This window comes from Amycolatopsis sp. A1MSW2902, assembly GCF_017312175.1.
GTDB classification, from domain to species: domain Bacteria; phylum Actinomycetota; class Actinomycetes; order Mycobacteriales; family Pseudonocardiaceae; genus Amycolatopsis; species Amycolatopsis nivea.
On record NZ_QJPO01000001.1, the window covers coordinates 177,609 to 201,532 of the forward strand.

24 protein-coding genes are annotated in these 23,924 nt (G+C 70.3%); 14 read left to right on the top strand and 10 right to left on the bottom strand.

The genetic code is table 11. The features are described from left to right. Window positions 1–73: 73 nt before the first annotated feature. From DMP23_RS00900 to DMP23_RS00915, 4 genes are all read left to right on the top strand, one after another. The gene (locus tag DMP23_RS00900) at window positions 74–901 is read left to right on the top strand and encodes a peptidoglycan-binding domain-containing protein (RefSeq protein ID WP_337819830.1); all 828 of its coding nucleotides are present in this window, start codon (window positions 74–76) and stop codon (window positions 899–901) included. Between the two features lie 57 nt (window positions 902–958). Next, a complete protein-coding gene (locus DMP23_RS00905; RefSeq protein WP_337819831.1) occupies window positions 959–1,777 on the top strand; it encodes an LLM class flavin-dependent oxidoreductase in 819 nt (272 codons plus the stop codon). A gap of 59 nt (window positions 1,778–1,836) precedes the next feature. Next, entirely contained in the window at window positions 1,837–2,064 is a 228-nt protein-coding gene (locus tag DMP23_RS00910) for a hypothetical protein (RefSeq protein WP_337819832.1), read from the top strand. Window positions 2,065–2,134: 70 nt separating this feature from the next. Then, window positions 2,135–3,157, top strand: coding sequence for an NADPH:quinone reductase (locus DMP23_RS00915; protein ID WP_238607148.1), 1,023 nt, complete (start codon window positions 2,135–2,137; stop codon window positions 3,155–3,157). Here the strand turns inward: DMP23_RS00915 and DMP23_RS00920 are convergent. Then, complete coding sequence (locus DMP23_RS00920) at window positions 3,150–4,004, bottom strand: SDR family NAD(P)-dependent oxidoreductase (RefSeq protein ID WP_337819833.1); 855 nt, start codon at window positions 4,002–4,004, stop codon at window positions 3,150–3,152. The genes DMP23_RS00915 and DMP23_RS00920 overlap by 8 nt on opposite strands. 67 nt (window positions 4,005–4,071) lie before the next feature. On the opposite strand from DMP23_RS00920, the gene DMP23_RS00925 reads away from it, so the two are divergent. Beyond that, a complete protein-coding gene (locus DMP23_RS00925) occupies window positions 4,072–4,680 on the top strand; it encodes a TetR/AcrR family transcriptional regulator (protein ID WP_337819834.1) in 609 nt (202 codons plus the stop codon). On the opposite strand, the gene DMP23_RS00930 is transcribed toward DMP23_RS00925, so the two are convergent. Beyond that, a complete protein-coding gene (locus DMP23_RS00930; protein WP_134734206.1) occupies window positions 4,664–5,230 on the bottom strand; it encodes a TetR/AcrR family transcriptional regulator in 567 nt (188 codons plus the stop codon). The genes DMP23_RS00925 and DMP23_RS00930 overlap by 17 nt on opposite strands. An 83-nt stretch (window positions 5,231–5,313) precedes the next feature. Between DMP23_RS00930 and DMP23_RS00935 the strand changes: the two genes are divergently transcribed. Both DMP23_RS00935 and DMP23_RS00940 read left to right on the top strand, forming a co-directional pair. Beyond that, window positions 5,314–6,231 carry an NADP-dependent oxidoreductase gene (locus tag DMP23_RS00935; protein WP_337819835.1) on the top strand — a complete coding sequence of 306 codons (918 nt, stop codon included), beginning with the start codon at window positions 5,314–5,316 and terminating at the stop codon, window positions 6,229–6,231. Between the two features lie 336 nt (window positions 6,232–6,567). Continuing rightward, window positions 6,568–6,996: a DoxX family protein gene (locus DMP23_RS00940; protein ID WP_037819481.1), complete on the top strand. Its 429-nt coding sequence runs from the start codon at window positions 6,568–6,570 to the stop codon at window positions 6,994–6,996. 12 nt (window positions 6,997–7,008) lie between these two features. On the opposite strand, the gene DMP23_RS00945 is transcribed toward DMP23_RS00940, so the two are convergent. After that, the gene (locus tag DMP23_RS00945) at window positions 7,009–8,034 is read right to left on the bottom strand and encodes a LacI family DNA-binding transcriptional regulator (RefSeq protein WP_238607150.1); all 1,026 of its coding nucleotides are present in this window, start codon (window positions 8,032–8,034) and stop codon (window positions 7,009–7,011) included. Between the two features lie 118 nt (window positions 8,035–8,152). Between DMP23_RS00945 and DMP23_RS00950 the strand changes: the two genes are divergently transcribed. From DMP23_RS00950 to DMP23_RS00965, 4 genes are read left to right on the top strand one after another with little or no spacing between them, the layout of a single operon-like run. Next, the gene (locus DMP23_RS00950) at window positions 8,153–9,589 is read left to right on the top strand and encodes a purine-cytosine permease family protein (RefSeq protein WP_337819836.1); all 1,437 of its coding nucleotides are present in this window, start codon (window positions 8,153–8,155) and stop codon (window positions 9,587–9,589) included. Window positions 9,590–9,609: 20 nt separating this feature from the next. Further along, window positions 9,610–10,674, top strand: a complete 1,065-nt coding sequence (locus DMP23_RS00955) for a C45 family peptidase (protein ID WP_337819837.1) — start codon at window positions 9,610–9,612, stop codon at window positions 10,672–10,674. Further along, window positions 10,671–12,263, top strand: a complete 1,593-nt coding sequence (locus DMP23_RS00960; RefSeq protein ID WP_337819838.1) for an amidohydrolase — start codon at window positions 10,671–10,673, stop codon at window positions 12,261–12,263. The genes DMP23_RS00955 and DMP23_RS00960 overlap by 4 nt, the downstream gene beginning before the upstream one ends. A gap of 32 nt (window positions 12,264–12,295) precedes the next feature. Then, window positions 12,296–13,153, top strand: a complete 858-nt coding sequence (locus DMP23_RS00965; RefSeq protein ID WP_337819839.1) for an LLM class flavin-dependent oxidoreductase — start codon at window positions 12,296–12,298, stop codon at window positions 13,151–13,153. A 360-nt stretch (window positions 13,154–13,513) separates the two neighbouring features. Here DMP23_RS00965 and DMP23_RS00970 read toward each other — a convergent pair whose 3' ends face one another. The 6 genes from DMP23_RS00970 to DMP23_RS00995 form a co-directional block, all read right to left on the bottom strand. Then, on the bottom strand, window positions 13,514–13,972 hold the full coding sequence (locus tag DMP23_RS00970; RefSeq protein ID WP_037819471.1) for a MarR family winged helix-turn-helix transcriptional regulator: 459 nt from the start codon (window positions 13,970–13,972) through the stop codon (window positions 13,514–13,516). Beyond that, window positions 13,969–15,327, bottom strand: a complete 1,359-nt coding sequence (locus DMP23_RS00975; protein WP_037819468.1) for an MFS transporter — start codon at window positions 15,325–15,327, stop codon at window positions 13,969–13,971. Before DMP23_RS00975 ends, DMP23_RS00970 begins: the two co-directional genes overlap by 4 nt. 141 nt (window positions 15,328–15,468) lie before the next feature. Beyond that, a complete protein-coding gene (locus tag DMP23_RS00980) occupies window positions 15,469–16,023 on the bottom strand; it encodes a hypothetical protein (protein ID WP_337819840.1) in 555 nt (184 codons plus the stop codon). 61 nt (window positions 16,024–16,084) lie between these two features. Then, a complete protein-coding gene (locus DMP23_RS00985; protein ID WP_337819841.1) occupies window positions 16,085–17,398 on the bottom strand; it encodes a M14 family zinc carboxypeptidase in 1,314 nt (437 codons plus the stop codon). A 109-nt stretch (window positions 17,399–17,507) separates the two neighbouring features. Next, window positions 17,508–18,167 carry a hypothetical protein gene (locus DMP23_RS00990; protein ID WP_337819842.1) on the bottom strand — a complete coding sequence of 220 codons (660 nt, stop codon included), beginning with the start codon at window positions 18,165–18,167 and terminating at the stop codon, window positions 17,508–17,510. A gap of 149 nt (window positions 18,168–18,316) precedes the next feature. Further along, the gene (locus DMP23_RS00995; protein ID WP_337819843.1) at window positions 18,317–19,174 is read right to left on the bottom strand and encodes an NAD(+)/NADH kinase; all 858 of its coding nucleotides are present in this window, start codon (window positions 19,172–19,174) and stop codon (window positions 18,317–18,319) included. A gap of 64 nt (window positions 19,175–19,238) precedes the next feature. Between DMP23_RS00995 and DMP23_RS01000 the strand changes: the two genes are divergently transcribed. Beyond that, a complete protein-coding gene (locus tag DMP23_RS01000) occupies window positions 19,239–20,480 on the top strand; it encodes an FAD-binding protein (protein WP_337819844.1) in 1,242 nt (413 codons plus the stop codon). A gap of 35 nt (window positions 20,481–20,515) precedes the next feature. Here DMP23_RS01000 and DMP23_RS01005 read toward each other — a convergent pair whose 3' ends face one another. Then, window positions 20,516–21,862: a PLP-dependent aminotransferase family protein gene (locus DMP23_RS01005; RefSeq protein ID WP_337819845.1), complete on the bottom strand. Its 1,347-nt coding sequence runs from the start codon at window positions 21,860–21,862 to the stop codon at window positions 20,516–20,518. A gap of 187 nt (window positions 21,863–22,049) precedes the next feature. On the opposite strand from DMP23_RS01005, the gene DMP23_RS01010 reads away from it, so the two are divergent. Beyond that, a complete protein-coding gene (locus DMP23_RS01010) occupies window positions 22,050–22,880 on the top strand; it encodes an ABC transporter ATP-binding protein (RefSeq protein WP_043833455.1) in 831 nt (276 codons plus the stop codon). Window positions 22,881–22,908: 28 nt separating this feature from the next. After that, window positions 22,909–23,919, top strand: a complete 1,011-nt coding sequence (locus DMP23_RS01015) for an iron-siderophore ABC transporter substrate-binding protein (protein ID WP_337819846.1) — start codon at window positions 22,909–22,911, stop codon at window positions 23,917–23,919. Window positions 23,920–23,924 lie beyond the last annotated feature (5 nt).

Below are 23,924 nucleotides of genomic sequence, written 5' to 3' on the forward strand. Positions count from 1 at the left end.
GCCGCATTTGTACGTCCCGTGTATCCCGTTCGGCGATGCTCGGCCCGGACCGACCAGGACCGGGAGGACACGGATGCTCAGGAAACTCGCAGTGCTCACCGCCGGAGCCGCGGCGGCGGCCACGGTCGCCGTCGCCGTTCCGGGCGTAGCCGCGGCGCTGCCGGCGGCGAACATGGAGGCCGTGCTGCTCGCGGCCCAGATCGACCCGCAGCGCGCCGACAGCACGCAGACCCCGGGCGCGCACGACAGCGTCCTGCTGGTCGAGAAGGCGCTGCAGGCGAAGGGGCTGCTGGACGCCAAGTACGTCGACGGCTACTTCGGCACCACCACGATCGACGCCTACTCGAAGTACCAGAAATCCCTTGGCTACACCGGAATCGACGCGTCCGGCCTGCCCGGCAAGACCTCGCTGGAGAAACTCGGCTCCGGCAAGTACACGGTGTCGAACGTCGTGTCCGCGGGCAGCCACGTGACTTACCACGGCGTCACGCTGAACACGCGCACCAAGGCGATGCTCCAGGCGGCCGAGAAGCTGTTCGGCAAGGACGTCGGCCTCACCCAGAGTTCGTACAACCCGGGCGGCGTCGGCGCGTCGGCCGGAACGCACGACGGCGGCGGCGCTTTCGACGTTTCGGTGGCGAACATGTCCTCGGCGACCCGCACTGAATTCGCCAAGGATCTCCGGAAAGTCGGGTTCGCGGCCTGGGTGCGCACGCCGTCCCAGGGCGACTGGGGCTACCACATCCACGCGATCGCGGTGAACGACCCGGATCTGTCCTCGGGCGCGCAGCACCAGGTCGGCACCTATTACCTCGGGCAGAACGGCCTCGCCAACCACGGCAAGGACGACGGCCCCGCGGTCAACCCGAAGCTGACCTGGGAGCAGTACCAGCGCGGCTGACTCACCCGGCTGCCGCATTTGCTGGCGCGAGTGCGGCAGCCGTGGTTTTCTGGTGCCATGGCGGGAAAAACATTTCGGTTCGGGGTCGTCGCGGCAGCACAGGAGGGCGGCGCGAAATGGCGCGAAACAGCCCGTCGCGCGGAGGACCTCGGATATTCGACCCTGCTGTCGCCGGACAATCTCCGCCTCCCCACCCCGACCGCGGCGCTGGCCGTCGCCGCGGCGGTGACGACCGAACTGCGCGTCGGCACATTCGTCTACGCCAGCCCGCTGCGCACGCCGCGCGCGGCCGCGTGGGAGGCGCACAGCCTCAGCGTGCTCACCGAGCGCCGGTTCGAGATGGGGATCGGCACCGGGATCCCGCCGATGCGCGAGGCCGCCGCCGAACTGGGCCTGCCGTACGGCACCGGCCCGGAGCGGCTGGCCCAGGTGTCGGACACGATCTCGCACCTGCGCCGCCTCGACGGCGACGCGCACACGCCGGTGATGGTCGCCGCGGGCGGACCGAAAGCCCGGCGGCTGGCCGGGGAACGGGCAGACATCGTCACTCTCGCGGGCAGCGTCCTCGCGACCCGTGCCGAGACCGCGGAATACGCCGCCGAGATCCGCTCGGCGGCGGGCGGCCGGGACGTCGAACTGGCGATGAACATTTTCGTCGTCGGCGAAGAAATCCCGCCGTGGATCCGCGGTTTCATCGGGCACGACCACGAAACCCTCGTCGAGCACGACTCCCTCACCCTCCTGCGCGGCGGACCGGCCGCGATGGCCGACGAGCTGCAGCGTCGGCGGGAGGAGCTCGGGGTGTCGTACTACAGCGTGAACGGCGCGTTCATCCAGGACTTCGCCCCGGTGATCGCGCGGCTCGCCGGGCGCTGATCCGCTCCCGCGAAGCTGCAGCGGGTCGCCCGGCGGGAATAGCCGCGCCGGCCGGGGCATTGCACCGAGTCGGCGAAGAGATCCCGCCGTGGATCCGCGGTTTCATCGGGCACGACCACGAAACCCTCGTCGAGCACGACTCCCTCACCCTCCTGCGCGGCGGACCGGCCGCGATGGCCGACGAGCTGCAGCGTCGGCGGGAGGAGCTCGGGGTGTCGTACTACAGCGTGAACGGCGCGTTCATCCAGGACTTCGCCCCGGTGATCGCGCGGCTCGCCGGGCGCTGATCCGCTCCCGCGAAGCTGCAGCGGGTCGCCCGGCGGGAATAGCCGCGCCGGCCGGGGCATTGCATCGAGGGTGAAAGCTGTGACCTACCGCCAGTTCGGCGGCCCGGAAGTGCTGACGTTGTCCGAACTCGCCGTGCCCGAGCCGGGGCCGGGCGAGGTGCGCGTGCGGATCGTCGTGTCCGCGGTGAATCCGACCGACTGGAAGGCGCGTTCCGGCTCCCGCTTCGGCGTCGAGGCCGAGTTGTCCGTGCCAAACCAGGACGGGGCGGGCGTCGTGGACGCGGTCGGCGCCGGGGTGGACGGATTCTCCGTGGGCGACCGGGTGTGGCTGCTGCTGGCCGCCGCGCACTCGCCGACGTCCGGGACCGCGCAGGAGTACACCGTGCTTCCGGCGGACCGGCTCGTCCCGCTCCCCGACGAGTCCGGGTTCGACGAGGGCGCCGCCTTCGCCATCCCGGCGCTCACCGCGCACCGCGCGCTCACCGTCGCGGAGGACGGACCGCAGCGGCTCGCCCCGAATGCGTTGGCGGGCAAGACGATTCTCGTCAGCGGCGGCGCGGGTGCGGTCGGCAACGCCGCGATCCAGCTGGCGCGCTGGGCCGGAGCGACCGTGATCGCCACGGTCAGCACAGAGGACAAAGCAGCGCTCGCGCGCGCCGCCGGTGCGCAGCATGTCGTGCGGTACACCGAAGGAGACGTCGCAGCCGCGATCCGGGAAATCGCGCCGGACGGGGTCGACGTCATCGTGGAGGTCGCCGTCGGCGTGAACGCTCCCCTGCACGCCGCGGTTCTCCGCCCGCGCGGGGTGGTCGCGGCCTACGGAGACGACCGCGGCACCGGGACCGTGACTGTCGATTTTGGACAGAACGTCTTCCTCAACAGCCGCTACCAGTTCCTGGTGCTCTACACCGTCGGATGGGACCGGCTGCGCGCCGGCGCGGAAGACCTTAACGCCGCCCTGCGCGACGGCGGGCTCCGGCTCGGCCCGGATCACGGGCTCCCCGTCCACCGGTTCCCGCTGGCGGAAACCGCACGCGCGCACGAGGCGTCGGAGAAGGGCGTCACCGGGAAGGTGCTGATCGACGTCAGCTGAACACCGGCTCGACCCCGGTCAGCTCCACGCTCGCCGCCCACACCCGGGCGGCGGCTTCAGGGCCCGCGTACGGCCCGCGCACCGGCTCCGGCCGGGGCTTTCCCTTGAGCCCGAACACCCGCGGACCCCAGATCTGACCACTGTGGACATCCGGACCGGCCGCCGCCCGCACCGCTGGCCGCGCGCCGCCGTCCTTGCCCTGCAAGGCAATGCGCGCGAGACTCAGCTTCCTGCTCCGCACATGCAGCGGCGGCCGGTCCGGAGTCAGGCTGTCCAATGCCCCGCCCGGATGCGCGACCACACTCAGCCAGCTGCTGCCGGACGCCCGCAGCCGCCGATCCAGCTCCAACGCGAAGAGCGTTTGCGCGAGCTTCGACCGCTCGTACGCGGTTTTCGGCTGGTAATCCCGCTTGCTCTGGAGATCGTCGAAATCGAGCTTCGCTGATTTCGCCGCGAAACTGCCCATGGTCACGATCCTCGCCCCAGGCTTCAACCGGTCCTGAAGCGCCGCGGTCAGCGCGAAATGCCCGAGATGGTTGACCCCGAACGTCATCTCGTGGCCATCCTTGGTCTCGCGCCGCTCCGGTCCATCGAGATACACCCCCGCGTTCAGCACGACCGCGTCGAGTTCCCCGACCTCGATCCCCTTCACCGACGCCAGGTCGGCAAGGTCCAGCCGCGCCCACGACGCGCGCACCCCCGGGACCCGCTCGCGCAGGACCCGCAGCGCGATCTCCGCCTTGGCCGCGTCCCGGCTGCCGAGGACCACCTCCACCCCCGCCTCGGCTAACTGCTCCGCGACGAAGTAGCCGATCCCCGCGTTTCCCCCGGTCACCAGCACCGTCATGACACCCTCCTAAAACTGAAGTGATTTCAACTTTAGACTCATTTCAGCTTTGGGGTACCCTGGGGTGGTGGTCAACACAGGACGACGCGAACGCCGCAAACTCGAAACCCGCCGAAGGCTGGACGAGGTCGCACTGCGGCTGTTCCTGAAGCACGGCTACGACGGGGTGACCGTCGCGCAGATCGCCGAAGAGGCCGACATCTCCGTCGCGACCCTGTTCGCGCACGTCCCGGACGGCAAAGACGCCCTGATCTTCGACGACGGCTCGGAACGCCGAGCCGGAATCGTCGCCGCGATCCGCGATCGCGCGCCCGACGAACCGGTTCTCACGGCCCTGCACAAATTCTTCGCCTCCCGCGGCCCGTACTCGACGGACATCCCGCCGGAGCACGCGCCAAAACGGGACCTGATCGTGCAGACGCCCGCCTTACGCGAGTACGCGCGCCGCCTATGGCATTCCTGCGAACCCGAACTGACCGCCGCACTGGCCGACGAAAGCGACCTGCCGCCAGACGACCCGGCAGTCCGGGCTTTGGCACGGTTCGTGCTGGAGATCCCGGATCTCACTGGTACCACACCGGATCCCGCTGCCGCTTTGGCGTCGGTATTCGCGCTCCTGGAATCCGGATGGCCGCCGCGGTCTCAACCCGCGAACACCCTCACCAAGCAGCACTGACCTCGCGCACTTCGGCGAGCACTTCCCTTACCAGCGAAGCGAAATCCGCGCCGCTCGTCCCGATCCATTCGTCGTGCGCGATCTCCCAGGCGAGCCCGCCCAGTTTCGCGGCCACCTGCGCGGTCCGGCCGGGGACGCCGCGGCGTTCGAGCGCCTCGATCATCGAATCGACCAGACCGATCCGTTTGCGTGCTTCGCGTTCCCGCAATTCCGGATTGGCGTCCAGCACCGCTTGACGCCGGGCGCTGAACTCGCGCCGGTCGCCGGCGAAGAACTCGCTGCCGAGCACGTCCAGCGCATGCGTCACCGCCTCGAGCGGCCCAGCCGAGGGTGGCGCCGCGGCGATCGCGTCGACGAGCAGGCCGGTCAGGGCGCTTCCGCCGAAGAGCACCTCGCGCTTGTCCGGGAAGTGCCGGAAGAACGTGCTCTTGGTGAGGCCCGCGCGCTCCGCGATCTCGATCACGGTCGTGTTCTCGTAGCCGCGTTCCTCGAACAGGTCGAGAGCCGCGGCGGCGAGCCGTCCTGGTGCGTCGGGTTGCCAGCGAGCCATGGGAGCAGTCTACGGGACTTGGTCTCGTCACTGCGATACGGTTGATGAGACCAAGTCCCATCACTGCCCGAGGAGAACCCCCGATGAGCAAAGCCGTCCGTTACCGCCGATTCGGCGGACTCGACGTCCTCGACCTGGAGGAGGTGCCCGAACCGCACGCCGGCCCGGACGAGGTCCGCGTCCGCGTCACGTCCGCCGGGCTGAATCCGATGGACTGGCAGATCGCCGCCCGGCCGGAAATGGCCGCGCGGTTCGGCATCGCCCTGCCCGCCGGGTTCGGCAGCGATTTCGCCGGAGTGGTGGACGAAACAGGAGCCGGAGCCTCCGGTTTCGCCGTGGGCGACCGGGTGTTCGGGGGCGCGATCGGGCGATCCGTCGCCGATTTCGTCCTGGTCAAGACTCCCGCCACGACTCTGTGGCGCACCCCGGAGGGCATCAGCGACGAGGTGGCGAGCACGCTTCCGGTGGCCGGTCTGACGGCCTCCGCCGCGCTCGCCGCGATCGGGCTCCACACAGGGGACACCGTCCTGATCGGCGGGGCGGCGGGCGGCGTCGGCATCTTCGCCGTGCAACTGGCGAAACTGGCCGGTGCCCGGGTGCTCGGCACTGCTTCCGAGCGCACGTTCGGCTTCCTGCGCGAACTCGGCGCCGAACCCGTGGCATACGGCCCCGGCCTCGCGGATCGGGTGCGCGCCTTGGCCCCCGAAGGGATCACCGCGGCGACCGACCTGTTCGGCAGGGAAACGGCCGAGACCGCGCTCGAACTCGGCGTGACTCCTGAACGGATCTCCACTGTCGCCGACGGTCCCGCCCTGCCGGGCGTGCGCGCGACGGGTGCGTTCGATGCGGAATCCGGTGCCCTCGAACGAATTACCGCCGCGATCCGCAGTGGCGAGCTCACCGTGCCGATCGCGGCGTCCTTTCCGGTCGAGCAGATCCGCGAGGCGGTGACGATGCAGGCCGGACGGCACGTTCACGGCAAGATCGTGGTCGCACTGTGAACCGTTGACACAGCGCCGAAAAACCAAGTCCGGACTTGGTTTCTCGGGCCCCGCCCGCCGCTGGGCATCCGGCGCACTCCCCGCCAGCAGACGCCGGAAACGCCGTTCCCCCCAACGGACCCGCCGCTTCCCCGAACCGGACGCCGCCCCCTTCACCAGCCGTTACCACACACCGCGGATCGGGCGGAACCTGACTTTCGCAGGTATCGGAGAGACTCCGGTCACCGGTATACCTTGACACCGGTCCAGGAAAGGTCTGGACCACTCTGCGGACCGGTACTGGTGTCCGAACGGACGTCGCCGCCGTCCGCCCGAGTCGTCCTATGTGGAGGCATCATGCACCGGCTGGACGCGGCACAGGATTACGCGCTCGGTTTGTTCCGCATCGTCGTCGGGTTCCTCTTCGCCTGCCACGGCGTGAAATCGCTGTTCGGAGTGCTCGGCGCGCACAGCGCGGCGCAGGTCGGCTCCTGGCCGGGCTGGTGGGCCGCGCTCATCCAGCTCGTCGCGGGCGGCCTCGTCCTGCTCGGCGCCGCCACCCGCGTCGCGGCGCTGATCGGATCGGGGTCGATGGCGTACGCCTACTTCTCCGTCCATCTGCCGCAAGGCATTTTCCCCATCGAGAACGGCGGCGAAGCGGCCGCGATGTTCTGCTGGGCGCTGCTGCTGATCGCGTTCACCGGCCCCGGCCGGCTCGCGCTCAGCGGAGCGCTTTCGGCGCTGCGGCCGCGGGATTCGCGCGTCGGAGCGGTCCCGCACGCCTAGCCGGACAACCGCCTATCCCCGGGTCGACCCGCGCACGATCAGCTCGTACTCCGCCGGCCCGGGGACCGGCGGCTCGATCCCTTCGACCCGATCGGCGAGCACCGCGACCGCGGTCCGGGCCAGTTGCACCGGCCGCAGATCGACCGCGGTGATCGGCGGGACGCCCGACCGGGTGTGCTCGGAATCGGAATCCGCGCCGCAGGCGATGCGCACGTCGCCCGGCACCGCCAAGCCCCGCGCCAGCGCGGCGGCCCGCACCCCGGCGGCGTGCCGACCGGTCTGGCAGTACACCGCGTCCGGCGGCGAAGCCAGCGCGAACAGTTCCTCGCCCGCCTCGCGGCCGCCCGCCTCCCCCGCGACCTCCGCGCGACGCACCGCCAACGGCTGCTGCCCGCGAGCGCGAACCCAGTCCAGGTAAGCCTTTTCGGCGTCCAGGTTCCATTCGTTGCGGTCGGTGCCCAGCACCGCCGCGACCCGCGTCCCGCCCGCCGCGGCCAGGTGGTCGAGCACCTCGGCGACGATCCGCCCGGTGCCGAGGTCGAGGTAGTCCGGCGACGCGGGCCGCGCCGGGTCCCGCCCGACGCCGAGGAACGGCACGCATTCGCGGTCCAGCATGGTGATCAGCGGATCGTTCTCGACCGGTTCGGTGATCAGGAACCCGTCGCAGGCGAGCCCGACCGCGGGCGCGTCGGCGCGCGTCGGGTCCGGCACCAGCATCAGGCCGTACCCGCGTTCCACCGCGGCCAGCGCGGCCGATCCGGCGAACCGCAGGAAGTAGTCGACGCCCTCCAGGAACGCGGTATCCGACGGGTCGAGCGGTCGCACCACGAGCCCGAGCACCCCGAGCCTGCTGGACCGCAGCCCGCGCGCGACCGTGTCCGGCCGGTAGCCCAGCTCGCGCGCCGCCTCCCGCACCCGCTCCGCGGTCTCGGCCGCGACCGTCCCGTTCCCGCTGAAGGCATGCGACACCGTCGTCGGCGAGACCCCGGCGCGGCGGGCGACGTCCTTGATGGTCGCCCGCGTTCTTTTCCCGGCCATGACGCAGCAGCCTAACCTCGCCCAAATCGTTTTGGAACGGGGTTCGCGGAGAGCATTGCCCAAATCGATTTGGGTCCTTACCGTGGCCCGAGTCGATTCCCCGGTCCGGAGGTTCGCCATGACCGCTCCCGCCACCCCGCCCGTGTCGCCCGGCACGTCCGCCCCGCCCCCGCCCCGGTCCGGGCGCGGCCCGCGGGTGGAGGCCCACGGCATCGACGTCATCGGCGACGACGAACGGCACGGCCGCGCCCGTGACCTGTTCGGGGTGTGGGCCGCGCCCAACGTCAGCTACCTCAGCCTGGTCGTCGGCGGCGCGCTGGTGCTCAGCGGATTGAGCCTGCTGCAGGCGCTCGCGGTGATCGTCGTGGGCAACCTGTGCTGGGTGCTGGTCGGGCTGGTCTCGGTCAGCGGCCCGGCGGCGGGCGCGCCGAGCGAGGTCATCATGCGGGCGATGTTCGGCACCCGCGGCAACCGCTTCGTGATCGGCCTGAACGGCTGGCTCGTGTCGGTCTGCTACGTGGCGTTGAGCTGGTCCGCCGCGTCAGTGACCGCGTTCAGCCTGTGCGCGCGGCTCGGCATCGAGCTGAACACCCTGGGCAAAGTCCTCGTGATCGTCGCGATCGCCGCCGCGACGCTCGTGATCAGCGTCTACGGCCACTCCGTGATCGTGCGCCTCTACCTGCCGCTGGCGATCGTGACGACCGCGGTTTTCCTGGTACTGGGCGGATTCCTGATCCGGCACACCGCGTGGAGCTACCAGCCCCCGACGCCGCTGCACGGAGTCGCGCTGTGGGCGGCGCTGGCCGGCGGTGTTGCGTTGGTGGCGTCAGCTTCCTTGTCCTACAACAACAGTGCGGACTTCGCGCGGTATCTCCCCCGCGACACCAAACCGTTCGCCGTCGCCGCCTGGACCGCCGCCGGAGCGTTCCTGCCGAGCATCGTGTTCACCGCGCTCGGCGCGTTCGCCGCGACCACTTTGGACATGAGCGATCCGCAAGCCGCGCTGGAATCCGTGCTGCCGCCGTGGTTCACGCCGATCTTCCTGATCGCGGTGATCCTCGGCGCGATCGCCAACAACGCGATGACCGTGTACAGCTCCGGCCTCGCGCTGCAGGCGATCGGCGTCCGCCTGCGCCGCTCCCGCAGCGTTCTGCTGGACGGCACCGCCGGCGTGCTGCTGACCCTATACGCCTTGCTCGTGTCGGATTTCCTCAAGGCAGTCAACGACATGATGCAGCTGATGGTCGTCGTGCTCGGCCCGATGATGGCGATCTACGTGACCGACCTTCTGCTGCGCCGCAACCGCTACGACGGCCACGCCCTCGCCGACGAACGCCGCGGCGGCCCGTTCTGGTACGTCGGCGGCGTGCACTGGGCGGGAATCGCCGCGCTCGTCCTCGGTGCGACGGCTTCGGCGTCCTGCCTGGCCGTTCCCGGGATGTACACCGGGTTCCTCGCGAGCGCGGCCGGCGGCATTGACTTCTCGCTGCCAGCGGGAATGCTGATCGCTGCCGGCGTCTACCTGCTCGCCGGCCGCCCCCGCGCCACCGCCTGACCTCGACCGCAAGGAAAGCGATGCACCTGCTCGTCAACGACCCGGACCCGCACGCCCGCGGAGTTTCCCGCGGCGCCCAGCTGCGCGAGGGCCTGACCGATGCGCTGGAGCTGTATCTGCGCTGGTTCGCCACCCTCGGCCGCACCGAACAGCAAATCCGCACCGACGCGCTCCGGCTGCTGGACAACGTCGCCGCCTGGCGGAGCCGCTACACCGACGAGATCGCGGGCATCGCCGCGGGTGCCGGGATCGAACTGTGGCAGGCCGCCGCCCTAAACGGGCGCACCGAGATCATCGCCGCCGCACCGAGCACCCAGCCGGAGTGCTCAACCCTCGTGCGCCTTCCGGATTCCGGCGCCCCGTACGGCATTCAAACCTGGGACTGGCACATCGAGCTCGCGGAATGCTGGCACACGCAGGAAGTGCGCGGCACGCGGTACGCCTTCGCCGGAATCACCGAACACGGCATCCTCGGCAAGATCGGCGTCAACAGCGCCGGACTCGGGCTGTTCTTCAACATTCTGGGCCACCAGGACGACTCCGCCGCGGGAATCCCGGTCCACGTGCTGGCCACGGCCGTCCTCGGCGAAGCAGGCAGCACCGCCGAAGCTCTCGACCTGCTGCGAACAGCCCCGATCCGCACGTCCGGAGCCTTCACGCTGCTCGATCCCGGCACGGCAGTCTGCGCCGAGCTGAGCCCGGCCGGAGTAACCGCCCTCGACCCCGGAGCAGGTTTCCTGGTGCACACCAACCACTTTCTCGACCCCGACGCCGCCGCCCGCGAGAAACGCGGACTCTTCGAACCGGATTCCCAGCTGAGGCACGCCATGATGACCGCTCGGTTGCAGGATTACCCGACGCCCGCGCATGCGGTCGACCTCGTCGCCTTCCTCCGTTCCGAACCCGGCGAACCGAAGTTGTGCTGCGTCCCGGACGCGGACGCCGCATTCGGTGACCGGTGGGCGACCCTGGCCACCGTCCTGATCGAACCGGCCACTCAAACCGTGCGCGTGCACGCGGGCAACCCGAACACGGTGACCGATTGGCATCCGTTCGTCGCGGCGGAGACGGTGGTGGCCCGATGACGGCAGTGCACTACCGCGGCGGCCGGATCTTCACCGCGAGCGCGTCCGGCTGGGCGGAATCCATGGTCGTCCGCGGCGAAACCATCGAATACGTAGGCAGCACCGCCGAAGCTGACCGGATCGAAGCGCGGGTGGTCGACCTGGGCGGGGCCTTCGTGCTCCCCGGTTTCGTCGACGCGCACACCCATCTGGTCATGATGGGCGAAGCGCTGGAGCAAGTAGATCTGTTCTCCGCCACTTCGCCCGAGGACATCCAGCACCGGCTCGCCCGCGCCGCCGCGGACGATCCGGCCGCACCCCGGATCCTCGGCCGCAGCTGGCTTTTCGACGCGCTCGGCGAGCAAGCGCCACACCGGAACCTGATCGACGCGGTGGTCCCGGACCGTCCGGTCTACCTCGCCGCCAACGACGTCCACTCCGCGTGGGTGAACAGCGCCGCGCTGCGCGAGCTGGGCATCGACCGCGACACGCCCGACCCGCTCGACGGCCGCATCGGGCGCGACGCGTCCGGCGAACCGGACGGCATGCTCTACGAAACCGCTGCGCTGCAACTGATGCGGCACTTCCTCGACGAGCAGACCAGCGACGCCGACCGCGACCGCGCACTGGCATCGGCGTTCAGGCACTACCTCGCGGACGGCGTCACGACCGCTGTCGACATGGCGCTCTCCGAGGGCGAGCTCGCCGCGCTGGAACGAGCTCTCGACGGCGGTCGGCTTCCCCTGCGCGTTGCCGGCCACTGGCTGATCGAGCGCACAGGGAACACCGAGGACGACCTCCGCCAGGTCGAGCGCGCGGCGGAGTTGAGCGCGCGGTTGTCCGGGCCGTGGCTGCGGGTGGCCGGGATCAAGGTGATGGTCGACGGAGTCATCGACACTTGTACCGCGGCGATGAAAAAGCCCTTCGCGGACGGCAGCCACCCCGGCCCGTTGTGGCCGTTGGAAGCACTGGCCCCGGTCGTCGCGGCGGCGGACGCAGCCGGGTTGCAGGTCGCGATGCACGCGATCGGCGACGAAGCGTCGGACATCGCACTGTCCGCGCTGGAGCACGCGATCGAGGTCAACGGCCCGCGCGACCGGCGGCATCGCCTCGAACATCTGGAGACCGTGGCCCCGGAAAACGTCAAGCGCCTGGCGAAACTCGGTGCTGTCGCGTCGATGCAGCCGGTGCACGCGGACCCGGCGATCCAGGACAACTGGCGCGCGATGCTGGGCGACGACCGCGTACAGCGCGGCTACCCGTGGCCGGAAATGACCGCCGCCGGCGCCGTCCTCGCGTTCGGCTCCGACGCCCCGACCGCGCCTCATCCGCCGCTCCCGAACATGTACGTCGCGACGACCCGCCGGTCCGCGCTGAACCCCGATCTGGAGCCCAACCTGCCGGAATATGCCCTGCCCCTGGCGGAAGCCCTCGCGCACGGCACCCGCGATGCCGCGTACGCGTGCCGATGGGAGGGTCTGACCGGACAGCTCGCGCCGGGCTTGGCTGCGGATTTCGTTGTGCTGGACGTCGATCCGTTCGCCGAAGCACCGGACGCCCTGCTGCGGGCCCGGGTGCGCCAGACGTTCGTGGCGGGCAAATCTGATTGACGGCTTCGCCGGAGCTGGGCAGGGTGGTGATCATGCGGTTTTCGATCTGCATCCCCAACTTCGGCGATTTCGCCGATCCTCGCGCAGTGGCCAAGGTCGCCGCGGCGGCGGAAGAGGCGGGCTGGGACGGCCTGTTCGTCTGGGACCACGTGGTACTGGACAAACGTCCCGGCCGCCCCTTCGACGATCCATGGATCCTGCTCGCCGCCGCGGCCCTGGCCACCAGCCGGGTCCGGCTCGGCCCCATGGTCACGCCGGTCGCGCGGCGCCGCCCGCAGCAGCTCGCCCGTCAGGTGTCCACTTTGGACCAGCTGTCCGGCGGCCGGGTGGTGTTCGGCGTCGGGCTGGGTGCGCCGCTCGACGCGGAGTACGCCGACTTCGGCGAATCCGCCGACCCGAAGGTGATCGCCGAGAAGCTGGACGAGGGCGTCGACCTGATCGCCCGCTTCTGGACCGGCGAACCGGTGACGTTCTCCGGCAAGCACTTCACCGCCCGCGACATCACGCTGCTGCCGACGCCGGTGCAACGCCCGCGCCCGCCGGTCTGGGTGGCGGGCCGGTGGCCCAACCGCCGCCCGATGCGCCGCGCGGCCCGCTGGGACGGGGTGGTGCCGATCTTCGAATCCGCCGGCCCGACGGGTCTGCCGGAACTGGCGGAGGTGCGGGACCTGATCGCCTACCTCCGGAGCCAGCGGGAGACCGACGCCAGGTTCGACGTGGTCTTCGGCGGAACGAGCCCCGCCGACCCGGCCAAGGCGCGCGGGGTGGTCGAGCCCTTCGCCGAGGCTGGGGTCACGTGGTGGGAGGAAAGCCTGCCGTTCGGGAGCGTGGAGGAGGACAAGCTGGAACCGGTGCTGCGCCGGGTGGAGGCGGGGCCGCCTGCGCTGTAGGGCCGGGTTGCGATCGCGGTCGGATGTCGCTGTCCGGGATTGCGGTGCTGGGCTGCCGTTGGATTGGCTGAGCCTCGCCCGGTTCAGCGCGATCGACCGCCGCTCGCTCGTTAACGCGGCCGAATGCCGCCGCCCCGCCCCACGGGATCGCCGACTGCCCTGCCAAGCAAAGCCCAACTAGGCCGCGGCAGAAACCTCGCCAAGTCAGCGCGATCGACCGCCGCTGGCTCGCCAACGCAGCGGAATGGCACCGCCCCGCCCGCCCCACGGGGATCGCCGCCTGCCTGCCAACCAGGCGGCAGCGGCAGAAACCCCTCCGGTTCAGCGCACCGGACCGAACTCCGTCCGCCCCGGAAAGCCTCAGTGCGACTGGCCCGACTCAGCCAACGCGTCGATCGCCCCCACCAGCTCATTCAGCGCAGGCACCGCGGCCGCGATCAAATGCCGCCACGCCGGATGCACCCCGTCCAGCGCCGCGGCCAAGATCGCGGCGTTGTGCCCCTGCCACCGCTCGACCGCGGCGCGCCCCGTGTCGGTGAGTTCGAGCGCCACCGTCCGCCGGTCGTCCCCGCCGCTGGTGCGGGTGACCAGGTCCCGCGAACGCAGCCCGGTGACCATCGTCGTCACCGAATTCGGCGCGAGCTTCAGCAATTGCGCGATCCGGCTCGGCCGCGCACCGGGGTTCTCGAACAGGCAGGACAGCAATTCCAGCTGCGCGACCGACAGCGTGTTGTCCGGATCGGCAGTACGCGCGGCCCGCCGCATGGCGCGGCGGAGGCGGGCGACGACGTCGGCGAGGGCGGGTTCGGGCGCGGTCACCGGGCCTGCTCCGGGCGGGCCGCCAGTCCGGTCGCGGCGGCGAGGACGCCCGCTCCGGCCAGCACCGCGAGCGCGGCCGTTTCGCCGCCGGTGTGCAGGCACAGCGTCACGAGTGCCACGCCGAGCGCCGTCCCCAGTCCGCGCGCCATGTTCACCAGTCCTCCTCCGGTGGCCGACATCCGCGCCGGGATCGCGCTCATGACAGCCGAGTTGTTGGCCGGAATGAACACTCCCAGACCGAGCCCGGCCACCACCAGCGACACGCCCACCTCCCAAGGAGCGGACGCCGGCCCCAGCGCCGCGCAGCCAGCCGCCGCGACGAGCGCGCCCAGCACGGTGCGTCCGCGGGAACCGAGCCGCGCCGGGAGGACCCGGTCGGCCAGCACCGCAGCCACCGCGAACCCGGCGGGAAGACAGGTCAGCACCGCACCGGTTCCGCCCGCCGTGCCGAGGACCTGCGGCAGCAACGTCAGCGGCCCGAACAACACGAGGTAGCCGCACAGCGCCCCGGCCAGTCCCAGCGAAACCACCGGCGGCCGCAGCACCGACAGTTGCAGGATCGGGCTGCTCGCCGCCTTTTCCCGCAGCACGAACCCGATCGCCGCGCAGACCGTCGCCGCGGCCAGCGCGATGAGCAGCCACCCCGGCATGTCCAGCCCGGACACCCCGGAAATCACCAGCAGCAACGCCGTCGACGCGGTCGCGAGCAGTCCGACACCCGCCCCGTCGAACCGGCCCAGCGGCGTCCGCTCGCGAGTGCGCGGCAGCAGGTAGCGCCCGGCGATCAGCCCGGCCAGCCCGACCGGCGCGTTGACCAGGAAAACCCACCGCCAGCCGACAGTGTCGACCAGCAGCCCGCCCACCGCGGGCCCGAGCGCGAGCCCCAGCGCCTGCGCCGCCGCCTGCACCCCGAGCGCGGCGCGCGCCCGGTCCTCGCGGACGCTGCGCACCACCAGCGCGACGCTGTTGGCCTGCAACATCGCCGCCCCGATCGCCTGCACGACCCGGAACGCGACCAGCCAGCCGAGCGTCGGCGCGAGCCCGCACGCCACCGACGCGACAGTGAAGACGCCGAACCCCTGCACGTAAGTGAGCTTCCGCCCGACCGCGTCTGCCACCCGCCCGACCGCGGCCAGCAACCCCACCAAAGCCAGCAGATACGCCAGCGACACCCACTGGACGGCCGCCAGCGGAGCCCCGTACTCGTGCTGCAGCGCGGGAAAGGTGAGCGTGACGATGCTGGCGTCGAGCTGCCCCATGAACGCGCCGAAACACACCGCGCCGACGGCGAACCACCCGGCGTTCGGATGGTCCCGCACCGCCGCCGGCCGAGCCCGCTCCAGGCCGATCGTCACTGCCGCCTCCCGCTTAGTTAGTTCTGTTGCAGAACTACTGTACGGGATGTACGTACATATGGAAGCCCCGGGATGGTGACGTTTGCCTAAGCGGCGGGGTGAGATAGGTCGCCTGACGAGTTAACTGAAGGTAACGAGCCGTCACATGACGGGAAGTTCCTCGTCTTCGTCGTCCTCGTCCGGCTCGTCGCCGAAGGCCCGGGCGATCTGCAGAAGGCGGGCCAGGAAATCAGGGATGTCCTTCGCGATCTCGCCCGGCCCGATGGAGTCGATCGAGCCGTCGTAGACCTGGTCCACCACGCCGCCGACGGGAAGCCGGAACACCGTTCCGCTGCGGTATCCGACCGCGAACGTGCGTCCGCCGCCGTCCGAGGCGAAGACGGCGAGCCGCTCGTCAGTGGCCTCGGGCGCCCAGGCGGGAATGTCTGGGCGATGCAGGCTGTCCAGCACCCAGGCGAGGGAGTGAATGAAGTAGGCGTTGTGCAGATTCGCGAAGCTGGCTTCCCGGATGGACGCGTACAGCTCGAGCAGCGACGGCGGCAGGCCGAACTCCGCGGCTTTCCGCAGCGCGGCCTCATCGACCTCTTCCGTCACCGTGTCCGGCTCAAGCTGGATCCTGCGGAAGATGGCCTGCATGCGGGACATGTAACGTTCGATCGCTTGGCGCATGTCTTCGCACCACTGCCGGTAATCCACGCGGATACGCTACCGGCGACGCGGAGGGGGCCAGACGACACGCGCCTGGCCCCGTCGCGCCTCACTGCTGATAAGGAGCCGCCGCCGATTGGGCCGCCGTGATCAGTGCGCCCTTGTTCTTCGGCCAGAATGTGCTGTCCACGCACGAATACCGCGGCAAGAACCCGCCGCAGCTCCCGCTCTGGCCGCCGACCTCGAACGTGTAGCTGGCGACTCCCAGCGCGCCATAGGTGAAGTCATCCGTCGTGCCGCTGGTCGAGTAGCCCACAGTTTCCGTGTTGGTCCCCACCAGATACCCGTTCGAATCGCTGAACTTCGCGCCGAGCTTGCGCAGCGCGGCGTCGTTCGGCGCGGGGTCGGAAGTGAAGCCCCACGGGACGATGATGTCGTTCCCGTAGCTGTGCAACGTGATCATCGTGCCGCGCGCGGTGTCCGGAGCCGGGTCGTTGTCGCCGCTGCCGCGCTGTTCCGGGTAAATCGAGCGGAAAAGCTTCTCCAGCGCCTGGACCTCAGGTTCCGATCCGGCACTCACCCCTTGGTACGTCTCGGCGCACGGCGAGTCCGAGTCCGCGCCCCAGCGGAAGGTCGAGTTGCGGTTCAGGTCGATCCCGATGTTCGTGCCGCTGCAATTCCCCCGGCTGGTGTTCGCGTTCTTCCGCTGCAGTTTCGGCGAATTCCCGCCGGAGGCGACGATGTCGACGCCGTCCGGGTTCGAGATCGGGACCACCCACACCTCGGTGGTGTCCAAAATGGACGTCGCGGTGGCATCGCTGCCGTATCCGTCGGCGAGGTAGTCGATCCAGCGCCAGGCGAGTTCGCCAGTCGAGATCTCCCGGGCGTGGATCTGCGCCATCAGCGCGAATTTCGGCTTCGGCGATGTCGTGGACAGCGTGCAGTCGCCGTCCTTTTTCTTGGTCAGGCAGATCGCCTTGATGTCGTGGCCGCCCTTGCCCTGGGTCTTCCGCCACGACTGGCCGATCGTGTACTCGGTCGCCAGATCCGGATGCGCCGCCGCGACTTTCGCCAGGTGCGCTTCCTGCGCCGCGACAGTGCGATAGCCGCCGTAGAACGTGTCGCCGGCGGCGCGCGTGGTCACTCCTTTGTAGACAGTGTCGAAGAATTCCGGCGAGTAGCCACGATTCCGCAATTGCCCGGCCACCGACTGGTTCCCGAGCACATAGGCCACACCAGGACTGGTCCCGGCGACGTCGAACCCGGCGCGGGCCAAGGAAGCCGCCTCGGCGGGCGTAGCGGGGACGCGCCACGAGACCGGATCGTCCGGCGCGGCGGCGGTTGCGGCGGTCGTGGTGCCGCCGAGTGCGACCAGCACTCCGACGACGCTGAGGGTGAGCCGGATCGAGAACCTGCCCGCCATCGGAGCTCCTCACGCAGCGAAGGAAGGCCACCCCGTGCGGACGGTGACCACTCGGCAGCGCACAGTGTGCTCTTCGGGACGAATCCGGCCCACCTCCGAAAGTCGGGTGTCAGCAGGTGACCGAAACCTTCGCGCCGCGCTCGAACGAAACGTGGACGTGGTCGAAGTGGTTCGCGGTCTCGCCGCCGCGGTCCTCCATCGCCGACCAGCCGCTGCCGTCGTTGTAGCGCTGCTGCCAGATCACGTACTTCGCGCCGAGCTCGTCCTGATGCGCGAGAACGTAAGCGGCCAAAGCGTTTCCGGTCTTCGTGTCGACCATGAAGTCCAGCGCGAGACCGGCGGGATGGTCGCTCGCGCCCGACCGTCCGGCCCGGCCGCCGACCGTCTCCACCGAAAACTTTTCCTTGAGGAAATTACCCGCCTGGGCCACCGAGGGCTGCGTTCCGGCCAATGTGGACGAACACGCTTTCGCCGCCGGAGTCACCGAAGTACGAGAAGTCGTTTTACTGGTCGGCGAAGACGAGGACGACGTCGTCGTCGGGGCAGCGCTGGAAGACGTCGCGGGCGGCGTCGAAGTGGTCGACGGAACACTGCTCGAGGGCCGTGGCGCGCTGAACGCGTGCATCTCCGCGGCCGCGGCCGGGAACTGCTCCGGTTCGACCGAGCCAGCGGCCAGCCACACCGGCACCGCCAGTGCGCCGACAGCCAGCGCGCCCGCCGCGGCAGGCAGCCGCCACGACTTCGATCCGTCCCGATGTCTACCGGACACCTCGCACCACCATCTCCTCGTTCGGGTCGCAAAGCCGCCACGACATTACGAACAGGACACGGCAATGTCACCGACAAGTGACAGCGGGCACAGCCGGAGCAGGATCACCGCAGGTCAGCGCGCGATTACCAGACGAACGCGCGCCCTGCTCAGGACAGCGGAATCTCCGCCGAATCGGTGAGCCGCAGCTTGCGCCGGGCGCGCTGGTAGAAGGTCGTCATGCCGAGCCGCACGACGCGGGCCGCGTTCGGCCGGGCGTGCAGGTCGATCGTTTCGCCGGGCCCGACGTACCCCGCCACCTGGCCGTCGACCTCCACCGCGAGCCGCCCGCTCGACGGCAGCACCTCCAGCGTCACGGTGTCCTGCACCGACAGCACCACGCCGCGGCTGTACGCCGAATGCGGCGCGGCGGGCGTGACCAGCAGTGCTTCCACCGCCGGGCTTGTGATCGGCCCTCCGGCGGAGAAGCTGTACGCGGTGGAGCCGGTCGGCGTCGCGACCACGACCGCGTCCGCGGCGTAGCTCACGAACTGCTCGCCGTTCACCAGCACCGCGACCACCGCGCTCCCGTCGCCGGGCACGCGCACCACCGCGACGTCGTTGAACGCGGTCTCGATCCGGCCGCCGAACCGCGCGTCCACCGCCAGCCGCGGCTCGACGGTGAACTCCTCGCGGTCGATCGCGGACAGCGCGAGCGGCAGGTCCGGCACGTCGACCTCGGCGAGGAAGCCGAGCTTCCCGAGGTTGACGCCGAGCACCGGCGCGTGCTGCCCGTCGGCGAGCCGCATCGCGCGCAGCATGGTGCCGTCGCCGCCGAGGCTGACCACCAGATCCGACCGTTTGCCCAGTTCAGCGGACTGGACGGCGGTTGCCGAACAGTCGACCCTGGCGATCTCGTCGTCGATGCCGAGGATCTCGATCCCGCGCCCGGCGGCCCAATCCAACACCGCGTCGACCGCGGCTTTCGCATCGCGGCGCGGGTGCAGGACGAGTCCAGCGGAATGCATGCGGGGTCTCCTCGGTCGGCCTGTCCCCAGTCTGCCGTGCCGGAGCCGATTAGGCTCGGCCCTCGTGATCGAAAACTGGGCTGGCAATCTCACCTACCGCGCACGCGAGGTCGTCGCCCCGCGCACGCTGTCCGAAGCGCAAGAGCTCGTCGCCGGCTCGGCCCGGATCAAGGCCCTCGGCAGCCGGCACAGCTTCAACGCGGTCGCCGACAGCCCGGACGGCCGCCAACTCGACCTCTCCGCCGTCAACATTGCCCCGGAAATCAACGACGCGAAGCTCACCATCGGCGGCGCGACCCGCTACGGCGACGTCGTTGCGCAGGTGCACGAAGCCGGGTACGCGCTATCCAATCTGGCGTCACTCCCCCACATCACCGTCGCCGGCAGCGTCGCGACCGGCACCCACGGCTCCGGACAGCGGCTTCGCGGACTGGCTTCGGCAGTGTCCGCGGTCGAACTCCTCACCGCAGATGGCTCGCTCCGCACGTTCTCGCGCGCCGACGCCGAGTTCCCCGGAGTAGTGGTGAACGTCGGCGCGCTCGGCGTCCTCACCCGGCTCACCCTCGACCTGGAGCCGACTTTCTCGGTGCGCCAAGACGTTTTCGACGCCCTCCCCTGGTCCGCCGCCCTGCAGCATTTCGACGAAATCCAGGCCGCGGGCTACAGCGTCAGCCTGTTCACCAACTGGGCGCGCGACGTGATCGACCAGGTCCTGCTCAAGAACCGCGTCCCGGCGGAGATCCCCGAGACGCTGTTCGGCGCACTTCCCGCCGACGGCCCGCGCCACCCCGCGCACGCAGCGGGCATTTCGGCGGAAAACACCACTGTGCAAGGCGGAGTTCCCGGACCGTGGTACGACCGGCTGCCGCATTTCCGCCTGGAATTCGCGCCGAGCGTCGGAGCGGAATTGCAGAGCGAGTACTTCGTGCCGCGTGCGCACGCGACCGCGGCGTTCGAGGCGTTGCGCAGCCTCGGCGACCGGATCGCGCCGCTGCTCGTGGTGTCGGAAATCCGCACCGTCGCCGGCGACGAACACTGGCTGAGCCCGGCGTACGACGGAGACCGGGTGGCGGTGCATTTCACCTGGGAGCAACGGCAGCCGGAGGTGGAAGCGGTGCTGCCGCTGATCGAGGAGAAACTCGCGCCCTTCGGTGTTCGCGCCCATTGGGGAAAGCTGTTCCACGGTGCGGCTTTGGATCTGGACCACCACGGGGTGCGGCAGTTCCGGGATCTGGCGTCCGAACTGGACCCGGCCGGGAAGTTCCGCAATCCGTTCCTGGACCGGCACTTGCTCCGGAGGTCGTGAGTGTTTGTGCCGGTGAGAACCGGCATCGCCGCGCGCTACCGCCGAGCAGCCCGCGCGATCATCCGCGCCAGATCCGCCACCAAAGCCGGATCATCCGGCAGCTGCCCAGTCGCCACCCGGATGTGCGGCGTCCCCGGATTCCCCGCCCGCGTCCCCGACCCGGCGGAAACCCCATTGGCCGCCAACGTCATCAACGTCCGCGACTCCTCCGGAACCGGCACCCACAACGTCAACCCGTCCCGCGCGCGCACCGAAATCCCGTGCTCCCGCAACGCTTCCGTCAAAGCCGCCCGCCGATGCGCGTACCGATTCCGAGCCCGGTTCAGCAATTCCGCACTGCCGGGGTCGGTCAGCAGAAACGCCTGCGCGTCCTGAAGAATGCGGCTCGACCACACCGACCCCGGTCCGCGCTGCTGTCGCACCCGTTCCACCAGCACCGCCGAACCGCCGATCACGCAACTGCGCAGCTCGAGCCCGAACGCGGTGCAATACGAACGCACCAGCAACACCCGGCCAGGCAAAGACGCGCCGAGGCTCACCGAAGGAGCCGAAGCCAACGGCCCGAAATCGTCGTCCTCGATCACCGCGATGTCCTCTTCGGACAGTACCGCCGCTAGTTCCGCGAGCCGGTCGGCCGGAACCGAATGCCCGAGCGGCGACTGCGCACGCGGCTGATAGACGAACGCGACCGGCCGATGTTCCAACGCCGCGGCCAAGGAAGACGGCATCGGCCCGTCCTCGTCGCACCGTACCGGCACCACGTGGATCCGCGACCGGCGCAGCAATTCGCGCAGCCACGGCGTCGTCGGCGCCTCCAGCGCGATCACGTCGCCCGGCCGCGCGACTGCCTGGCAGGCCAGCAACATCCCGTCCTGCCCGCCGGCCGCGACGGTCCACGATTCGGCGGCGAACGGCCACGTCGGCTTCACCGCGGCACGCAATTGCGGCGTGATCGAGTTCTTCACCGGACCGCCGAACCGTTCCGTGTGGACACCCGCCGCGACGGCGTCCTCCAGCGGCGGCAGCAGTCCGGGATCCGGGAGGCCGTGTTCCAGGTCGACGGTCTGCCAGCCGGAAAACGCGCGTTCCGGCGGCGGGCTCGACGGCGGTTCCAGCACGATCGTGCCGCGCCGCCGTCCCGTGCCGATCAGCCCGGCCGCGCGCAGCTGCGACCACGCTTCGGCGATCGTCGTGGGACTGACCGAAAGCTCCGCGGCCAGCGCCCGCACGGTGGGCAGCCGCGTGCCCGGCGGCACCTCCCCGTCGCGGATCAGGCCGGACACCGTCCCGGCCACACCCCGCGCCGTGCGCTCGCCGATGCGGGACCCGAGCCAGCCCGCCCCGACCGGCAGCGTCGTCGTCGCGAGTTCGCCCGTGGCCACGCACCGGCTCCCCTCGTCACCCGGAAATCCGAAAACCTCTGACCCGATCAGAAGCTAGAGCGGCAACGGCACGCGGCAAAGGCGTTTCACATCCTGGCGGGCCCGCCCGGTACAAACGCCCGTGACGTCCGACACCGCCGCGATGTCCGCTTTCGGATTATCCCTCGATCAGGTTAGGCTAACCTTCATGAGTCACTCCTGGCCGGAAGCACCGGCGCTCGCCGGCACCGGGCTCGCTCTCGGCTACGGCGCGAAACCGGTGGTCCAGGACGCCGAGATCGTCCTGCGCGCGGGCGCGGTCACCGTCCTCGTCGGCCCCAACGGGTCCGGCAAGTCGACGCTGCTGCGCTCGCTCGCCCGGCTGCATCCGCTGACCGCGGGCGACGTCACGCTGGCCGGGCAAGACGCGCTCGCCTTGTCCCCCAAGGAGTTCGCCCGGCACGTCACGCTGCTGACCCAGTCGCGCCCCACGCCCGGCGGCGTGCGCGTGCGCGACGTCGTGTCCTACGGCCGCCATCCTTACCGCGGCCGCTTCGGCTCCGGCGATCCCGAGGGACCGGAACTGGTCGAGCGCGCGATGCGGCACACCGGCGTCGACGGAATGGCCGAGCGCCCGGTGGACGAACTGTCCGGCGGCGAGCTCCAGCGCGTCTGGCTGGCGACCTGTTTCGCCCAGGACACCGGCGTCGTCCTGCTCGACGAGCCGACCACCTTCCTCGACCTGCGCTACCAGATCGAAACGCTGGACCTCGTCCGCGATCTCGCCGACGAGCACGGCGTCGCGGTCGGCGTCGTGCTGCACGACCTCGACCAGGCCGCCGCCGTCGCCGACGAGGTGGTGCTGCTGTGCCGCGGGGCCGTCCGCGCGACCGGCCGCCCGGCCGACGTGCTGACCGCCGGCCTGCTCAGCGACGTCTACGGCCTGCGCATCGACGTCCACGTCGACGACGAGGGGCACGTCCGCACGCGCCCGGTCGGACGGCACACCTCCCGGCCGCGGCCGGTCCGCTCAGCTTGACCTGTCCCCTAGTTCAAAGGAAAACCCCGTGTCCAGTGTGTTCTCTCGTCCTGCCCGAAGGACGGTCCTGACGACCGCGGCGGCAGCGCTCGCGGCCTTCGCGCTCGCCGCGTGCGGCACCACCGAAACGCCCGCGGACCAGGGAGCGGCTGCCTCCGCGAAACCCTCCGGCCCGGTCCACCTGACCGACGAGCGCGGCAAGGTCGACCTGCCCGCGCCGGCCGCGAAGATCGTGTCGCTGGAATGGGGCCTCACCGAGAACCTGCTGGCGCTGGGCGTGAAGCCGATCGGCGCGGCGGACGTCAAGGGCTACAACACTTACGACAAGGTCATGCCGCTCGCCGCGTCCACTCCGGACGTCGGCACCCGCGGCGAGCCGAGCCTCGACGCGATCGCCGCGCTGCACCCGGATCTCGTGGTCACCACCACCGACCTGCCGGACAACGTCATCGCGCAGCTCTCGAAGCAGACGAAGGTGCTGACCCTGCGCGGCTCCGATTCGGCCGACCCGATCGGCTACCTGCGCAAGACCGTGACCACGCTGTCGGAGGCGACCGGAACGCAGGAGCAGGGCCGCAAGCTGCTCGCCGAATTCGACACGAAGGTCGCCGAGGGCAAGAAGAAGCTGGCGGACGCGGGCAAGTCCGGGGCCAAGTTCGTCATGGCCGACGGCTACTCGACCTCGGGCACGGTCACCGTCCGGATGTACACGAAGGGCTCGTTCCTCGGCAGCATCGCCGGCCAGCTCGGCGCCGCCAACCAGTGGACCGGCGACGGCGACAAGGTCTACGGCCTCGCCCCCACCGACGTCGAAGGACTGACCAAGATCACCGATCCGGCCACATCCTTCGTCTACGCCGCCAACGCCGCCGAATCCGACGTCTTCACCCAGGACCTCGCGGGCAACGCCGTCTGGAAGCAGCTGCCGTTCGTCAAGGGCGCGAAGCTGCACCGGATCCCGGACGGCATCTGGATGTTCGGCGGCCCGAAGTCCGCGATCGCCTACGTGGACGCGCTCACCGGCGCTCTGACGCGCTGATCCGA

Excerpts from the sequence above, each read along its gene's own strand:
- DMP23_RS00900 (WP_337819830.1), top strand. The coding sequence starts at position 74 with ATGCTCAGGAAACTCGCAGTGCTCACCGCCGGAGCCGCGGCGGCGGCC.
- DMP23_RS00905 (WP_337819831.1), top strand. The coding sequence starts at position 959 with ATGGCGGGAAAAACATTTCGGTTCGGGGTCGTCGCGGCAGCACAGGAG.
- DMP23_RS00920 (WP_337819833.1), bottom strand. The coding sequence starts at position 4,004 with ATGACGGTGCTGGTGACCGGGGGAAACGCGGGGATCGGCTACTTCGTC.
- DMP23_RS00930 (WP_134734206.1), bottom strand. The coding sequence starts at position 5,230 with ATGGCTCGCTGGCAACCCGACGCACCAGGACGGCTCGCCGCCGCGGCT.
- DMP23_RS00935 (WP_337819835.1), top strand. The coding sequence starts at position 5,314 with ATGAGCAAAGCCGTCCGTTACCGCCGATTCGGCGGACTCGACGTCCTC.
- DMP23_RS00940 (WP_037819481.1), top strand. The coding sequence starts at position 6,568 with ATGCACCGGCTGGACGCGGCACAGGATTACGCGCTCGGTTTGTTCCGC.
- DMP23_RS00945 (WP_238607150.1), bottom strand. The coding sequence starts at position 8,034 with ATGGCCGGGAAAAGAACGCGGGCGACCATCAAGGACGTCGCCCGCCGC.
- DMP23_RS00950 (WP_337819836.1), top strand. The coding sequence starts at position 8,153 with ATGACCGCTCCCGCCACCCCGCCCGTGTCGCCCGGCACGTCCGCCCCG.
- DMP23_RS00955 (WP_337819837.1), top strand. The coding sequence starts at position 9,610 with ATGCACCTGCTCGTCAACGACCCGGACCCGCACGCCCGCGGAGTTTCC.
- DMP23_RS00960 (WP_337819838.1), top strand. The coding sequence starts at position 10,671 with ATGACGGCAGTGCACTACCGCGGCGGCCGGATCTTCACCGCGAGCGCG.
- DMP23_RS00965 (WP_337819839.1), top strand. The coding sequence starts at position 12,296 with ATGCGGTTTTCGATCTGCATCCCCAACTTCGGCGATTTCGCCGATCCT.
- DMP23_RS00985 (WP_337819841.1), bottom strand. The coding sequence starts at position 17,398 with ATGGCGGGCAGGTTCTCGATCCGGCTCACCCTCAGCGTCGTCGGAGTG.
- DMP23_RS00995 (WP_337819843.1), bottom strand. The coding sequence starts at position 19,174 with ATGCATTCCGCTGGACTCGTCCTGCACCCGCGCCGCGATGCGAAAGCC.
- DMP23_RS01010 (WP_043833455.1), top strand. The coding sequence starts at position 22,050 with ATGAGTCACTCCTGGCCGGAAGCACCGGCGCTCGCCGGCACCGGGCTC.